Origin of the sequence: Streptantibioticus cattleyicolor NRRL 8057 = DSM 46488 (genome assembly GCF_000240165.1) — a bacterium.
In the GTDB taxonomy this organism is placed as follows: domain Bacteria; phylum Actinomycetota; class Actinomycetes; order Streptomycetales; family Streptomycetaceae; genus Streptantibioticus; species Streptantibioticus cattleyicolor.
The window spans coordinates 702,335-718,282 of sequence record NC_017585.1; the positions used below are offsets into that span (position 1 = coordinate 702,335).

General features: G+C 73.7%; 9 protein-coding genes. 2 read left to right on the plus strand and 7 right to left on the minus strand.

Translation table 11 applies throughout. The features are described 5' to 3' along the window. Positions 1 to 147: 147 nt before the first annotated feature. A complete protein-coding gene (locus tag SCATT_RS30790) occupies positions 148 to 1,245 on the minus strand; it encodes a LacI family DNA-binding transcriptional regulator (protein WP_014151474.1) in 1,098 nt (365 codons plus the stop codon). A gap of 256 nt (positions 1,246 to 1,501) precedes the next feature. Here SCATT_RS30790 and SCATT_RS30795 point away from each other — a divergent pair, with 256 nt between their 5' ends. Both SCATT_RS30795 and SCATT_RS30800 read left to right on the plus strand, forming a co-directional pair. After that, positions 1,502 to 2,779 (plus strand): glycoside hydrolase 5 family protein, encoded by a 1,278-nt coding sequence (locus SCATT_RS30795; RefSeq protein WP_014151473.1) that lies wholly within the window; start codon positions 1,502 to 1,504, stop codon positions 2,777 to 2,779. A 49-nt stretch (positions 2,780 to 2,828) separates the two neighbouring features. After that, positions 2,829 to 5,870: a glycoside hydrolase family 38 N-terminal domain-containing protein gene (locus SCATT_RS30800; RefSeq protein WP_014151472.1), complete on the plus strand. Its 3,042-nt coding sequence runs from the start codon at positions 2,829 to 2,831 to the stop codon at positions 5,868 to 5,870. A gap of 20 nt (positions 5,871 to 5,890) precedes the next feature. On the opposite strand, the gene SCATT_RS30805 is transcribed toward SCATT_RS30800, so the two are convergent. The 6 genes from SCATT_RS30805 to SCATT_RS30830 all read right to left on the minus strand — a co-directional run bounded on the left by SCATT_RS30805 (position 5,891) and on the right by SCATT_RS30830 (position 15,777). Beyond that, on the minus strand, positions 5,891 to 7,468 hold the full coding sequence (locus SCATT_RS30805; protein WP_014151471.1) for a glycoside hydrolase family 13 protein: 1,578 nt from the start codon (positions 7,466 to 7,468) through the stop codon (positions 5,891 to 5,893). Between the two features lie 10 nt (positions 7,469 to 7,478). Then, positions 7,479 to 8,240 (minus strand): DUF7158 domain-containing protein, encoded by a 762-nt coding sequence (locus SCATT_RS30810; RefSeq protein ID WP_014151470.1) that lies wholly within the window; start codon positions 8,238 to 8,240, stop codon positions 7,479 to 7,481. Next, positions 8,237 to 12,610 carry a glycoside hydrolase family 38 N-terminal domain-containing protein gene (locus SCATT_RS30815; RefSeq protein ID WP_014626857.1) on the minus strand — a complete coding sequence of 1,458 codons (4,374 nt, stop codon included), beginning with the start codon at positions 12,608 to 12,610 and terminating at the stop codon, positions 8,237 to 8,239. Before SCATT_RS30815 ends, SCATT_RS30810 begins: the two co-directional genes overlap by 4 nt. Before the next feature lie 2 nt (positions 12,611 to 12,612). Then, complete coding sequence (locus tag SCATT_RS30820) at positions 12,613 to 13,521, minus strand: carbohydrate ABC transporter permease (protein ID WP_014151468.1); 909 nt, start codon at positions 13,519 to 13,521, stop codon at positions 12,613 to 12,615. Beyond that, on the minus strand, positions 13,518 to 14,393 hold the full coding sequence (locus tag SCATT_RS30825; RefSeq protein ID WP_014151467.1) for a carbohydrate ABC transporter permease: 876 nt from the start codon (positions 14,391 to 14,393) through the stop codon (positions 13,518 to 13,520). The genes SCATT_RS30820 and SCATT_RS30825 overlap by 4 nt, the downstream gene beginning before the upstream one ends. Before the next feature lie 67 nt (positions 14,394 to 14,460). Then, positions 14,461 to 15,777 carry an extracellular solute-binding protein gene (locus tag SCATT_RS30830; RefSeq protein ID WP_014151466.1) on the minus strand — a complete coding sequence of 439 codons (1,317 nt, stop codon included), beginning with the start codon at positions 15,775 to 15,777 and terminating at the stop codon, positions 14,461 to 14,463. Positions 15,778 to 15,948: the final 171 nt, after the last annotated feature.

Genomic DNA, 15,948 nt, shown 5'->3' on the forward strand with positions numbered 1-15,948 from the left:
CGACCGGACATGCGCCCGGAGAACGTCCGCACCCCCCGCTTCGTCACGGCGCCCCGGTCGGTCCGGCGTTCGAGCCGGCCGAAGAACCGCAGCCAGATGGGCCGTACCGGCCAGCCCGCGCCGCCCGAATCCCCCGTACGGGTGCGCTCAGGGGCGGCCGGGCGGCGCGGTGCTCTCCCGTACCACCAGCTCCGGCAGCGGCAGCCGGACGGTGCGCGGCGGGCCGCCGTCGAGCAGCGCGGTCAGCTCCCGCGCCGCCGTCCGCCCGAACGCGATGGTGTCCCGGGCGAGCGCGGTCAGCCACGGGTGGACCACGCGGCAGAGCACCGAGTCCTCCCAGGCGACGACGGACAGATCGGCGGGGACGCCGACGCCACGGGCCGCGGCGACGGCGACACCGGCGGCGGCCATCACGTCGTTGTCGTAGACGATGGCGGTCGGCGGGTCCGGTTCGTCGAGGACGCGGCGGGTGGCGGCGGCGCCCTGGGCGTCGGAGTAGTCGGTGGTCACCGAGCGGACCCCGGTGAGCCCGAGGCGTTCGGCCTGGGCGCGCAGCGAGGCGACCCGGCGGGCGGTGTGCGCCAGGTCGGGCAGCCCGGCGATGTGGGTGATCCGGCGATGGCCGAGGCCGTGCAGATGGTCCACCACGCGGGCCATCGCCCCGGCGTCGTCGGCGGACACCACGGAGAGCGCGGCGTCGTCGGGGCGTTCCGGCGCCCCGCCGACGAACACGGTGGGCAGCGCCAGGGAGTCCAGCAGTCCGGGCCGGGGGTCGGCGGAACGCGGGTCCACCACCAGGACGCCGTCCACCCGGCGCTCCGCCCACCAGCGGCGGTAGGTGGCGCATTCGGCGTCGAGGTCCTCCACCACCTGGAAGAGCAGGCCGAGTTGGCGTTCGGCGAGAACCTGCTGGATGCCGGAGATCAGCTGGAGGAAGAAGGACTCCACGCCGAGCGTCCCGGCGGGCCGGGCGAGCACCAGGCCGACGGTGCCGGAGCCGACCCCGCTGAGCGCCTTCGCCGCCGAACTCGCCCGCCAGCCGAGCTGTTCGGCCACCCGCCGCACCCGTTCCCGGGTCGCCTCGGAGACCCCCGGCCGGTCGTTGAGGGCGAACGACACGGCGCTCTCGGAGACCCCGGCGCGGCGCGCGATGTCCTTCATGGTCGCCCGCCGGGCCCGTGCGCGCCGTCCGCCCGGCCCCGGGCCGGCGTTGGCGTTCTCCTCGGGTGAAGGGGTGGCCGGCATCGTCGCGCTACTCCGTTCTTCCTTCGGCGACCGATTCGTCCACGGCCGGACTAATGCGCTTGAGCGGAAGCACTGTAAAGCGCTTTAGTCGCCTTCCGCAAGCGTTCGCTCACCCCGCCCCGCCTGCGAACTCGCGCCATCCCACGGGTAATCCGAACGGAATGTGTTGACAAGCCACACACCGTACTGGAGATTGTCCAGCGCACCGCAGCGCCTGACGTCGTCCGCCTCCCCCATCGAAGGACTGAAGCCGAGTATGGCCGCTCAGCACGGCGCGCCGCCCAGCGCGCGTTCACCCCGTTTCGGCGTCAACTACACCCCGTCGAACGGCTGGTTCCACCACTGGCTGGATTTCGATCTGGACGCGGTACGGGCGGATCTGGATTCCGTCGCCGCGCTCGGTTTCGACCATGTGCGGGTGTTCCCGTTGTGGCCGGTGTTCCAGCCGAACCGGACGCTGATCCGGCCGCGCGCGGTCGAGCAGTTGGCGGCGCTGACCGACGCGGCGGGCGAGCGCGGGCTCGACGTCAACGTGGACGGTCTCCAAGGCCACCTGTCCAGCTTCGACTTCCTGCCCGCGTGGACGACGACCTGGCACCGGCGCAACCTGTTCACCGACCCCGACGTCGTCTCCGGGCAGGCGGAATACCTGCGGACGCTGGCCGCCGCCCTCGCGGACCGCCCCAACTTCCTCGGGATGACGGTCGGCAACGAGATCAACCAGTTCTCCGGCCATCCGCACCCCGACCCCGACCGCGTCACCCCCGAGCAGGCCGGCGACTGGCTGCGCCGGATGCTGGACGCCTGCGAGCGCGGCGCCCCCGGGCGGCTCCATCTGCACGCCGAGTACGACGCCGCCTGGTACCTCGACGACCACCCCTTCACCCCGGCGCACAGCGCCCGGATCGGCGCGGTCACCGCCGTCCACTCCTGGGTGTTCAACGGCACCGCGCAGCGCTACGGCACCCGGTCCACCGCCACCGCCCAGCACGCCGCCTACCTGGTGGAGCTGGCCAAGGCGTGGGCCCGCGAGCCACGGCGCCCGGTGTGGCTCCAGGAGGTGGGCGCCCCGGCACCGCACGTCCCGGCCGAGTACGCGGCCGAGTTCGCCACCGCCACCATCGACGCCGTCCTGGACTGCCCCGAGGTGTGGGGGGTCACCTGGTGGTGCTCGCACGACGTGGACCGCCGGCTCGCCGACTTCCCGGAGCTGGAGTACAGCCTCGGGCTGCTCACCCAGGACCGCCGGGTCAAGCCGGCCGGGCGGGCGGTGGCCGAGGCGGTCCGCCGGTGGCGTACCGAAACACCGGCGCCGCGCCCGCGCACCACGGCGCTCGTGGTGGACGTCGGACCCGGCGACCAGGCGCCCGCGCGCTCCGTGTGCGCCCCCGGCGGCGCGGTCTTCGAGGCGTTCATGCGGCTGACCGCGCAGGGCGCGCGCCCCACCACGGTGCTGGCCGAACACGCCACCGATGCCGATCACCTCGCCGCACGCGGCATCACCGAGGTGGTCACACCGCACGACGTCCACTGAGAGTCCACCGTCACCCTCCTCCCCACCAGCGAGCCATCGGAGCACTGTCATGCATGACGACCGCACCCTGGTCGAAGCCCGCCTCAAGCGGGTGCTCGAGGAACGGATCCGCCCCGCCGTGTACCCGGAGTCGGTGCCGTTGGAGGTCGGGATCTGGACCGCGCCCGGCGAGCCGGTGCCGGTGGCCGAAGGGCTCGCCGCGCCGCGCACCCCGATCGCGGTCGGCGCCGCGTGGGGGGCGCCGTGGAGCACGAGTTGGCTCACGGTCTCCGGCACGGTGCCGCAGCGGTGGGCGGGGCGCACCGTGGAGGCCCTGATCGACCTGGGCTTCGACGCCAACATGCCGGGGTTCCAGTGCGAGGGGCTCGTCTACCGGCCGGACGGCACCCCGGTCAAGGGGATCAACCCGCGCAACCAGTGGGTGCCGGTCGGCTCCCCGGCCTTGGGCGGCGAGGAGGTGCTGCTCCACGTCGAGGCCGCCGCCAACCCGGTGATCCTCGACTACCACCCCTTCCTCCCCACCGATCTGGGCGACAAGGAGACCGCGGGCGACGAGCCGCAGTACAAGCTCGCGCGGATGGACCTGGCCGTCCTCGACACCACGGTGTGGGAGCTGGTGCAGGACCTGGAGGTGCTCGGTGAGCTGATGGCCGAGCTGCCGGTGGAGGGCGCCCGGCGCTGGGAGATCCTGCGCGCGGTCGACCGGGCGCTGGACGCGCTCGACCTCCAGGACGTGGGCGCCACCGCCCCGGCCGCCCGGGAGCTGCTGGCCCGGGTCCTCGCCTCCCCCGCGGAGCCGTCGGCGCACCGCGTCACCGCGGTGGGCCACGCGCACATCGACTCGGCGTGGCTGTGGCCGCTGCGCGAGACCGTCCGCAAGGTGGCCCGGACCACCGCCAACATGACCGCGCTCCTGGCCGACCACCCCGAGTTCGTCTACACCATGTCGCAGGCGCAGCAGTACGCCTGGATCAAGGAGCACCGGCCGGAGGTGTACGCCAAGGTCAAGGCGGCGGTGGCCGAGGGGCGCTTCGTACCGGCCGGCGGGATGTGGGTGGAGTCCGACACCAACATGCCCGGCTCGGAGGCGATGGCCCGGCAGTTCGTGCACGGCAAGCGGTTCTTCCTGGAGGAGTTCGGCGTCGAGTGCGAGGAGGCGTGGCTGCCGGACACGTTCGGCTTCGCCGCCGGGCTGCCGCAGATCATCAAGGCGGCCGGGGCCAAGTGGCTGCTGACGCAGAAGATCTCCTGGAGCCAGGTGAACCGGTTCCCGCACCACACGTTCTGGTGGGAGGGGATCGACGGCACCCGGATCTTCACCCACTTCCCGCCGGTGGACACCTACAACTGCTCGGTGTCCGGCAAGGAGATCGCGCACGCCGCGCGGAACTTCAAGGACAAGGGGGTGGCCCGCAACTCGCTGGCGCCGACCGGCTGGGGCGACGGCGGCGGGGGCACCACCCGGGAGATGGTGGCCAAGGCGGCCCGGCTGCGGAACCTGGAGGGCTCGGCGACCGTCGAGTGGGGCCGGCCCGCGGAGTTCTTCGCCGCCGCGCAGGCCGAGTACCCGCAGCCGCCGGTGTGGGTCGGCGAGCTCTACCTGGAGTTGCACCGCGCCACGCTGACCAGCCAGGCCGGCACCAAGCAGGGCAACCGGCGCAGCGAGAACCTGCTGCGCGAGGCCGAGCTGTGGGCCGCCACGGCCGCGGTACGCACCGGCTTCCCGTACCCGTACGAGGAGTTGGACCGGATCTGGAAGACGGTGCTGCTCCACCAGTTCCACGACATCCTGCCGGGCTCGTCGATCGCGTGGGTGCACCGGGAGGCGGAGAAGACGTACGCGGCGGTCGCCGCCGAGCTGGAGTCGGTGATCGGCGCGGCGCAGCGGGCGCTGGCCGGGGCGGCCGACGGCGGCGGTGAGGTGGTCTTCAACGCCGCGCCGCACGAGCGGGGCGGCATCCCGGCCGGCGGCGCCCGCCCGGCCGCGCCGGCGCCCGGCGGCTGCGCCGCGACGGCCCGTGCCGAGGGCGGTTTCCTGCTCGACAACGGCGTGCTGCGGGTCGTGGTGGACGGCCGCGGGCTGGTGGTCTCGGCGTACGACGTCGCGGCCGGTCGGGAGACGCTCGCCCCGGGGACCGCGGCCAACCTGCTCCAGATCCACCCCGACTTCCCCAACATGTGGGACGCGTGGGACGTCGACCAGTTCTACCGCAACAGCGTCACCGACCTGGTGGACGCCGACGAGGTGGCGCTCACCGCCGACGGCCCGGACGCGGTGGCGGTGCGGGTGGTGCGGTCCTTCGGTTCCTCGCGGGCGGTCCAGACGCTGACGCTCCAACCGGGCGCCGCGCGGCTGGAGTTCGACACCGAGGTGGACTGGCACGAGACCGAGAAGTTCCTCAAGGTCGCCTTCCCGCTCGACGTGCACGCCGACCGCTACGCCGCGGAGACCCAGTTCGGCCATCTGTACCGGCCGACCCACACCAACACCAGCTGGGAGGCCGCCAAGTTCGAGGCGTGCAACCACCGCTTCGTCCACGTCGAGGAGCCCGGCTGGGGGGTCGCCGTGGTCACCGCGTCCACCTACGGTCACGACGTGACCCGTACCGTACGCGCCGCGGAGCCGGGCACCACCACCACGGTACGGCTCTCCCTGCTGCGCGCGCCCCGGTTCCCCGACCCCCACACCGACCAGGGCGTCCACCGCTTCCGGTACGCGCTGGTGCCGGGGGCCTCGGTGGGCGACGCGGTGCGCGAGGGGTACCGCGTCGGGCTGCCGGAGCGCCGGGTGCCCGGGGACGCGGTGGTGGCGCCGCTGGTCTCGGTGGACCGGGACGCGGTGGTGCTCAGCGCCGTGAAGCTGGCCGACGACGGGAGCGGGGACGTGGTGGTGCGGGCGTACGAGGCCCATGGCGGCCGGGCCCGGGCCCGGCTCACCGCCGGGTTCACGCTGGCCGGCGCCGTCGAGTGCGACCTGCTGGAACGTCCGCTCGCCCAGGCGGCGGCGCCGGTGGTGGACGGGGACACCGTGGAGCTGACGCTGCGTCCGTTCCAGATCGTCACGTTGCGGCTGTCCCGGCGCGCGGCGTGACCACCGCTCCGCCCGGCCCTTCACGGTGCCGGGCGGAGCCACACCGTGGTGTCCGGGGGCAGCCGGTCACCGTCCAACTCGCCGCTGGCCAGCAGCACTTGGTGACCGGCGGGCAGCCGGTGGCGGCCGGCGGAGAGGTTGACCACGCACCGGGTGGTCCCGCCGCGGGTGAGATCGAGGACGTCGGCGGGGGCGTCGAGCCAGCGCAGCGGGCCGTGGTGCGCGGGGCGCAGGCGCAGGGCGGCGCGGTACAGCTCCAGGGTGGAGCCGGGGTCGCCGTCCTGGACGGAGGCGGCGAGGCGGCGCCAGGCGGGCGGCTGCGGCAGCCAGGGCGGGCCGCCGAAGCCGAGCCAGGGGCCGTCCGGGGTCCACGGCAGGGGGACGCGGCAGCCGTCCCGGCCCCGGTCGGTGCGGCCGGACAGCTCCCAGTTGGGGTCCTCCAGCAGCGCCTCGGGGAGGTCCTCCACCTCCTCCAGGCCCAGTTCCTCGCCCTGGTAGAGGCAGGCACCGCCGGGCAGCGCCAGCATCAGCAAGGCGGCGGCCCGGGCCCGGCGGCGGCCCAGCGCCAGGTCCTCCCAGGCGTCGTCCAGCTCCCCCGACTCCCGTACCGGATGCCACGGCTGGGGGCGGCCGTACCGGGAGACCTGGCGCACCGCGTCGTGGTTGCCGAGCACCCAGGTGGGCGCGGCGCCGACCCGGCCCAACGCCTCCAGCGTGCCGTCGACGGCACGCCGCAGGTGTCCGGCCCGCCACGGCGCGGTGAGGAGGTCGAAGGCGAACACCGAGTGCAGTTCGCCGGGGCGCACGTAGCGGGCGAGGCGTTCGGGGCCGTCCACCCACACCTCGCCGATCAGGAAGCGCGGCGGGGTACGGGTGTCGGCGGCGGCCCGCCAGCGCCGGTGGACGTCGTGCACCTCGTCGCGGTCCCAGTACGGGTGGCGGCCGTCGTCACGCAGTCCGGGGGCCTTGGCGATGGCGTGGGCGACGTCGACGCGCAGACCGTCCACGCCGCGGTCGAACCAGAAGCGCAGCACCTCGTCGAAGGCGGCGGACACGTCGGGGTGGGACCAGTCGAGGTCGGGCTGCTGGGGTCCGAACAGGTGGAGGTACCACTGGCCCGGGGTGCCGTCGGGTTCGGTGACGCGGCTCCACACCGGACGGCCGTAGGCGCCGCGCCAGTCGGTGGGGGGCGCGTCGCCGTGTCCGTCGTGGAAGTGGTAGCGCCGCCGTTCCGGAGAGCCGGGTCCGGCGGCGAGGGCCGCGCGGAACCACGGGTGGTCGGTGGCGGTGTGGTTGGGCACCAGGTCGAGCAGGACGCGCAGGTCCTGCGCGTGGGCCGCCGCCACCAGTTCCTCGGCGTCGGCGAGGGTGCCCAGGAGCGGGTGGACCCCGCGGTGGTCGGTGACGTCGTATCCGCCGTCGGCCCACGGTGAGGGGTACCACGGGCAGATCCACAGCGCGTCCACGCCGAGCGCGGCGAGGTACGGCAGCCGGTCCCGCAGCCCCTTGAGGTCACCGGTGCCGTCACCGTCCCCGTCGGCGAAGCTGCGGGGGTAGACCTGGTAGAGCACGGCCTGGTGCCACCACGGTGCGGACACGTGAACTCCCCTAATGCCGATGGGTGTTGTCGGGCTGGGCCGGGTCGCCGGGGTGCTCGAAGCCGGGGGCCGGGCGGACGGAGCGGGCGCGTTCCAGATCGAGCCGGCGGGCGAAGGCGACCAGGACGGTGGGGTCGGGGCGGTCCGGGCCGGGGGCGGTGAGCGGGGCGTCGGCCACCTCGACGGCGTGCACCACGTGCCAGGTCCCGGCGGCGTACACCGGCGCGCTGTGTTCTCCGGGGGCGAGCGGGCGGGCGGCGTCGGCGAGGGCGAGCGGCAGATCGGCCAGCGTGGTCCAGCCGATCGACGCCGGGCGGGCACCGGCGGCGGCCTGCGGGGTGGCCCCCTCGGCGACCGCCAGCCGCCACCGCCGTACCGCCGGCGCCACCGGGGCCGGCCGCCGCGCCACCGCACCGGCGAACGCGGTGAACAGGGCGCCCACCGCCGGATGCGAGCGCCACGCCGCGGCGTTGACGGAGCCGAGCTGCACCGCGCCGAGCGCGTCGAGCGGCGGCGGCGCGGCCCCGGTGTCCACCCCGGCGCGGCGGGCCAGCCCGGCGCACAACTCCTCGGTGAAGAGCACGTGAGCCGTCCACCGCACGAGCTGGCGGCCCTCCCCGCTGCCCGCCACCGGCAGCGCGGCGGCGCCCGGCCCGTTCCGCAGCGCGGCCAGCCGCCGGTCGAGCCGGTCCCGCCGTACCGGCCTGCCGTGCACCGTGCCGATCACCTCGGCGGTGCGCTGTGCCTGGGCGGCGGCGTGCCCGGCGCTCACCGGTGGCCGACCCGGACCGGCACGGCGGCGCTGTAGTGCACCCGGCCGAACCACATCAGCTTCACCATGGCCCACCAGTGGCCCGGTTCGGCGTCCACCGGCGGCGCGACCTCGAAGGTGATGTCGGTGGCGGCGCCGGGCGCCAGGTGGAACCCGGTGGTGTACGGCCGGATCGCCTCCCAGGTGCCCCAGGGGCTGACCACCATCGCCTCGCCGTCGACGGCGTCCGCGGCGTGGCTGGTGGCGCGGACGGTGAGCCGGGCACGTCCGCCGGGGGCCACGGTGACCTCCTCGGTGACCACGGCGAGGTCGAGGCCGAGGGGGCGGGCGGTGGCCGCGCGGGTGCCCTGGGTCTGCTCGCCGTGGTCGCGTTCGGGGCCGGGCGGCGGCGGGACCACCTCGTCGGCGGGTCCGCCGGGCACCAGCAGGGTGAGGACGTCCTCCACGGTGTCCTCGCCCACGGCCACCGAGACGCGGCCGAAGTGGAGTCCGGGGGCGGCGTCCGGCGGCGCGGTGACGGTCAGCGGGAACCGGGTGTGGCCGCCGGGCGCGAGGCGCAGCGGCCGGGCCCCGGGGTCGGCGCTCCAGCCCGCCGGTACGGTGACGCGGACCGTGGACTCCACGGCGGCGTCGGTGTGGTGGGAGGCGACGGTGACCGAGGCGGTGAGCGCGGTGCCCGCCCCGACGTGGTGCACGACGGGGTCGGCGGTGATGCTGACCGGGAGGAATCCGGCGGGGGCCGGGCCGCGGTTGTGCAGCCAGTAGCGCGCGTAGACCGGCTGGGCGGTCTCGTGTTCGCGGCCGAGCGGCCGGTCGGCCCCGGTTCCGGCCTCGGTTCCGGACCCGGTTCCGGCCTGGGCCGCACCGGCCGGGACGGCGACCACGGTGGCGATCTCGGCGCCGTCGAGCGGCAGCGTGATGTCGCGGCCGTCGAGCACGGACCCGGTGCGCCGCTGTTCCAGCAGGTCGGTGCGGTGGGCGTCGCGCCAGCCGAACGGGGTGGAGACGGTGGCCCGTACCGGGCGGCCGGTGGTCTCCACCAGGCGTACGGTGACCCCGTCGGCGGCGCGGCCGACCGTGGACGCCCCGGTGGCGTACGGGTTTCCGGCCGCCTTGACCGCCTGGACGTGCACCTGGCGTTCCGGGGTGACCCGCAGCAGCGAGTGGGTGGCGGGCAGCGGACCGGGGTGCGCGGCGACCGTCCGGGCGAGCAGCGGCGTGGTGAACTCGGCGCCGCGCGCCACCAGTTGGGCCGCCCGCCAGTCTCCGGCGCCGGAGACCAGCGCGTAGTCGAAGTCGTGCGTCCAGTGCTGGAGTTGGAAGGAGGAGCCGTCCGGGGCGCGGCGCAGCGGCGGGTCGAGCCAGACGCCGGAGGGCCAGCCGGTGCACGACCGCAGCAGGGAGAGCTGGAGGTCCCCGGCGGGGCCGACGGCGAAGCCGGGCAGGCCGCGGCTGAGCAGGCCCACGGTGTGGCCGTCCCACCGGGTCAGCGGCCCGGGGTCGGCGGTGACCGCGTCGGCGGCGCTGCCGGAGGTGAACTCGGCGGCGAGCGCGGCGATCTCGGCGGCCAGCCGTTCCGGGTCGCGGCCGGCGACCAGCAGCGTGGGCAGCGCGGTGACGTCCCGCAGGTCGGCGCCGGCCACCCAGGCGTCCTCCACCGAGGTGCGGCCGGGTACCAGCAGCCGTACCGAGCCGTGCGCGGCGAGCGCGCGGTCGAACTCCTCGGTGTGGCGGGCGCCGGCCGCGGCCAGCACCTCGCGGGCGAGCGGGTTGGTGTCGGGGCCGCCGAGCACGACGCGGATGTCGGGGAGGTTGGAGTCGGTGCGCAGGTGGCCATAGCGGGCGCCGCGGGCGGTGGAGGTGGTGGCGGTGACCCCGGCGCGGGCGAGGGCCACCACGAGGTCGCGGGCGTCGCGGGCGGCGTGTTCCGGCTCGGCGACCACGATCTCGGCGACGGCGAGGGCGGCGTCGCCGAGCGGGGCGCCCTGCGGTGAGCGCAGTCGCAGGTGGGCGGTGCTGCCGAGGGCGAAGAACGTGTTGGCGGGGTTGTCCAGGGTCCACGGTGCCTCGGCGGTGTCCTCCTCGGTGAGCGCGAAGCCGCGGGCCACCACGGCGCCGGCCACCTCGCTGACCGGCCGGGCGCCGGGTACGTCGCAGCCGAAGCGGACCCGCAGCAGCCGGTCGGCGCCGGTGAAGTCCAGTACCCGGGTGCGGAATTCGGCCCGGTCCAGGCCGTGCCACAAGGTGACGCGCTGCTCGTAGCGGACCTCGCCGACGGTGCCGGTGACCACCAGGCGCCGGCCGGCCGGGCTGTGCTCGACGTGGACCGACTCGGCGGCGGTCGCGCCGGAGGTGACCACCCGGCCGGTGGGCAGCAGGTGCCAGGGGCCCTCGCCGAACTGCGGGTGGGCCGGGTACTCGTCGTAGACCCACAGTTCGTTGCCGAGGGCTCCGGGGCGCAGCAGGTCACGGCCGGTCACCAGGTCGCGGACGGCGCTCAGCGCACCGCCACGCGCGGGGTCGGCGGTGATCTCGAAGTGGTCGCCGGCGATCCGCGCCGCGCCGTCCGACTGCCGTTCCCAGTGCGCCGGGGCAGCGTCGTCCTCCCAGGTCAGCCGCCAGGTACGCCAGCCGGTGGGGGGTACGTCGCGGGCCACGAACGCCAGCGTCAGGCAGGTGTCGTCGCCGGCCTCCACGACGCAGGGCACCTCGGCGCCGGTGTCGTCGCACAGGCGGACGCCGCCGGTGGCGGCCCGCCGGGGGACGGTGACGCGCACCAGGTCGGTGCGGTGGAAGGCGAGGGTGTTGGTGACCACGAGGGCGTGGCCGTCGCCGGTGGTGTCCACCCGGTCGAGGAGGGCGGTCAGCGCGGTGTCGCGGACCTCGGCGGCCAGGTCGTGGGCCTCCCGCCAGCCGGTCACCAGGTCGATGTAGACCTGGTCGGACTCCGAGCCGGTGATGGCGTCGTGGTGGGCGCCGTAGGCGAGTTGGCGCCACACCTTGTCCATGGTGGCGTGCGGGTAGCGGCCGGCGCCGAGCAGGTCGGCGAAGGCGGCGAGCTTCTCGGCGTCGGTGGCGGCGGTCTCGGCGGCGCGCTGGGCCTGCTTGGTGTCGATGTACGACACGTCCTTGCCGGTGTAGACGGGGTTCATGTCCCGGCTGATCGGGGTCGGCGCGACGCCCCGGGCGTCCAGCTCGGCGCGGACCGCGGCGAAGAAGTCACGCGGCAGGCCGCACACGAACCGCGGCCACAGGTAGCGGCTGTTCCAGTCGCGGTGGATCTCGGTGACCCACTTGTTGGGCGGGGTGTAGTCGGTGCCCACCGGCAGCAGCGTGTTGCGGGTGGCGGCGGCCGGTTTGACGGCGAGGAAGAGGTCGTACACCTTCTCCTCGGCCTCCGCCAGGGTGGCCGAGGAGTCCATCCACCAGCCGGCCGAGTAGTGGTTGGGCATGTAGTGGGTGAGCACCCCGCGGCCGGACGGCGAGAGCCATTCGAACTCGGCGGGGAACTGCATCACCCCGGCGTCGCCGCCGACCCCGTTCCAGGTGGTGAGGATGGGTCCCCACTGGTGGAACGGCCCGCGGGCCCAGGAACTGCTGGTCAGTCCGGCCTCGGCGACCAGTCCGGGGAACTGCGGGTCGTGGCCGAAGACGTCGAGCTGCCAGGCGGTGCGCGGGTCGGCGCCCATGATGTCGCGCTGGTAGCCGACGCCGTGGACCAGGTTGCGGATGGTGGTCTCGGAGCCGGTGAGGTTGGTGTTGGGCTCGTTGTAGGTGCCGCCCACGATCTCCACCCGGCCGGCCGCGATCAACTGCCGCAGGGTGGCCCGGTGTTCGGGGTGGACGTCCCAGAACGGCTTGAGGTAGTCGACCTCGGCGAGCACGAAGGTGTAGTCGGGGTCGGCGGCGGCCATCTCCAGGTGGGCGCGGACCAGGTTGAACCCGTTGCGTTCCCACACCGGCCGGGTGGTGCCGTCGTTGCCCTGGAGTTCCCAGGTGACGGTGTAGGCGGCCTGGGTGTTCCACCACACCGGGTCGTAGTGGAAGTGCGGGATCATGTACATGGTCCAGCCGGGTTCGGCGACCACGAGTTCGCCGGTGGCCCGTTCTCCGCCGGGCCGGACGCAGACCTCGACCGGGATCCGGGTGCCGACCGGGTGGTCCCCGGTGCCGACGGCGGCTTCGACGGTCACCTCGCCCTCGCCGGCGGGCAGCCGGGCCTCGCCGGTGACGCCGCGCCCGGTGACGGTGACCGTCCCGGGTTCGGCGAGCCGGCGGTCCACGGTGACCCGGACCACCTGGCGGGGGCGGTCCGCGGGGCCGGTGAAGCACTCGGTGGACGTCACGGAGCGGATGGCCGTCTCGGGCATGGTCAACCTTTCACGGCGCCCTCACCGACGCCCTTGAAGAAGTAACGCTGGACGGCGACGAAGAGCACCAGGATCGGCAGCAGGGCGATCATGGCGCCCGCCGCGATGGTGCGCGGATCGACCGAGAAGGTGCTCTGCAGATAGGCCAGGCCCACGGTGAGCGTGAGCTTGTCGGGGCTGTTGAGGACGAGCAGCGGCCACAGGAAGTCGTCCCAGGCGCCGATGAACGACAGGATGGCGATGACGCTGAGGGTGCCGCGGACCGCGGGCAGCCCGATGTGCCACAGCCGCTGCCAGGCGTTGGCGCCGTCGATGGCCGCCGCCGCGTCGAGTTCGGCGGGGATGGCCAGGAACGCGTTGCGCATCAGCAGGACGTTGAGGGCGCCGATCATGCCGGGCAGCGCCACCCCGAGCAGGCTGTCGGCGAGCCCGAGCCGGGTCACCGTCTGGTACTGCGAGATGATGGTGACCTCACCGGGCAGCACCAGGGTGGACAGGAAGAGCCCGTACACCAGCCGGCGCCCGCGGAACTCCAGCCGGGCCAGGGCGAACCCGGCGACCGAGGCGCCCACCACGTTGCCGCCCACCCCGAGCACGGCGACGACCAGCGAGTTGGCGGCGAAGTGCCACACCGGGATGGTGTGCGCCACCTTCTGGTAGTTGTGGAAGGTGGGGTGGGCGGGCAGGAAGCTCGGGTTGGTGGTGAAGACGTCCTCGGCCACGCTCTTCAGCGAGGTCGACAGCTCCCACAGCAGCGGTCCCACGGTGATGGCGAGCACCACCAGCAGCCCGGCGTAACGCGCGGTGATCCCGGCCGGGCCGAGCCGTCCGAAGGTACGCGAACGGCGCCGGGTGACGGGACGGGTGGCCGGCGCGGCCGGCGGGACGGCCTGGTCGCGGGTGATGGTCATGCGTCCGCCTTACGGTTGAGCCGGGCCAGCAGCAGCATCGGGGCGAGGGTGATGAGGAACAGGAGCACGCTGAGCGCGGAGGCGTGGCCGAGGCGGCCGTCGGCGCCGGCCGCGGAGTTCTGGATGAGCATCACCAAGGAGACGTCCTGTCCGCCGACCCCGCCGGTGCTGCCGCCGAGGATGTACAGCTCGGTGAAGACCCGCATCGCGGAGACCGCGACCAGCACCGAGACCAGCACCATGGTGCGGCGTACCCCGGGGACGGTCACCGACACCAGGCGGCGCAGCGGCCCGGCGCCGTCCACCGCCGCGGCCTCGTACAGGTCGCGGCTGACGTTGCCGAGCGCCGACAGGTAGACGATCATGTAGTAGCCGAGCCCCTTCCACACCGTGAGCGCGATGGCGCTGCCCAGCAGCAGCCACCGTCCGGTCAGGAACGGGATGGCGTGGTGCACCAGTCCGGCCTGCTGCGCCAGCCCGTTGACCAGCCCCCGGTCGTCCAGCAGCCACTGCCAGATCACCGCCACCACCACGGCGGAGGCGACCACCGGGAAGTAGAAGACGGTGCGGAAGAAGCCGATGAACGGCAGGTTGCGTTCGACCAGCAGGGCCAGCAGGAGCGGTACCACGGTCAGCAGCGGCACGCACACCACCATGTACAGCACGGTGTTGAGCACCGCGTCGTAGACCTGCGGGTCGTGCCAGATGGCGAGGTAGTTGGCGAGGCCGGTGAAGCGGCCACCGGTGAGGGTCCGTACGTTGGTGAACGACAGCACCCCGGTGTTGAGGGCCGGCCACAGGCCGAAGACCGCCAGCCAGACGAGCGCGGGCACGACCAGCAGCCAGGGGGTGTACCACCGGTGGTATCGCATCGTGGTTTCTCCTTGTCGCGGGGCCGGGTCCGGTACGGGGAAGGGCGCCGGACCCGGCCCGGGTCCGTCAGTCGGCGAGCAGCTGGTTGGCCCGGGCGACGGCGTTGTCCAGCGCCTGGCGTGAGGTCTCCTTGCCGGTAACCGCCTGCGCGATCTGCTGGGCGAGGTAGGTGTCCATGGCCGTGGACCACACCGGCGGGGTGAAGTCCACCGCCTTGCGCATGTCCTGGTAGTCGATGGCCGCCGCCTTCGCCTCCGGACCGCCGTTCCCGCCGGAGTACTTGGGGTCCTTGGCCGCCTCGGCGGTGCCCGGCACGAAGCCCGGGGCGTACGTGATGAAGGCGGCCTGGTTGGCGTTGTCGGTGACGTACCTGGCGAAGGCCAGCGCCAGCGGGAGGTTCTTGCTCTTCGCCGACACCGACACGCCCTGCACGTTGAGCTTGGGGGTGCCGATCGACGGCGACGGGATCATCTGCTTGGCCAGTGAGGGGTTGGTCTGCGCCACCGTCTGGATGCCGTTGCCCTGCCCGGTGGTCCAGGCGACGACCTGCTTGAGGAAGAGCGCGTTGTTGCCCTCGTAGTTCTTGTTGAGCACGTCGGCGGGGAGGTATCCGGCCTGGTACGCCGCGCGGTACTTGTCGAGCATGGCGGCGGCGGCCGGGGTGTTGAAGACGAACTTGGTGCCGTCGGCGTTCATCAGCGCGGTGCCGGTGTTGACGATGTCGCCGAGCCCGGGCGCGCTGCTCATCAGGTAGTCCTTGCCGCCGGAGCGGTCGTGCATCGTCTTCGCCTGGGCGATCAGCTCGTCCAGGGTGGTCGGCGGGTGCTCCGGGTCGAGGCCGTCCTTGAGGAACATCGCCTTGTTCCAGTAGTTCATGTCGGCCCCCAGGTACCAGGGGAAGCCGTAGGTGCCCTTCAACCTCGGGTAGGTGTACGCCTTCAGCGCGCTGGCCACGTACTCCGAGGTGATCCGCGGGTCGTTGCGGCCCAGGTCGAGCAGGCCGCCGGTCTTCGCCACCGAATACGCGATGTCGGGCGGCAGGTTGACCACGTCGGGCAGGCTGTGGCCGACGACCTGGCTGACCACCTTGTCGGCGTAGCCGTCGCCGGGCTGGTCGACCCAGTTGACGTGGGTGCCCGGGTGTTCCCGCTCGAACGACGAGATCAGCGAGGTGAAGTACGGGGTGAACGTGGGGTTCTTGAGCGACCAGGTCTGGAACGTGATGGCCCCCTTGAGCGGGGCGTCGGAGGCCACCACGGGGCCGGAGCCGTCCTTGCCCGCGGTGCCGTCGCCGACCCCGCACCCGGTCGCGGTGACGCCGAGGGCGACGACGGTCGCAGCCGCCGCGAGCGCCCTGTGCCTGCCGATAGGTCTGCCGAACATGGGGCACCCCTCCTGTCGGAGCCGGAAGGCTCACCGTAGCGCCGCGTCTTTTTTCGAAACCGTATGACTAAAGCGGTTTAGTCGCCGGGAACTATGCCCTTACCATGTGCGGGTGTCAAGAGGTCCAACGAGGCACTCTCCACGCTCGATTACTGGGTGGAAGGTTGATGC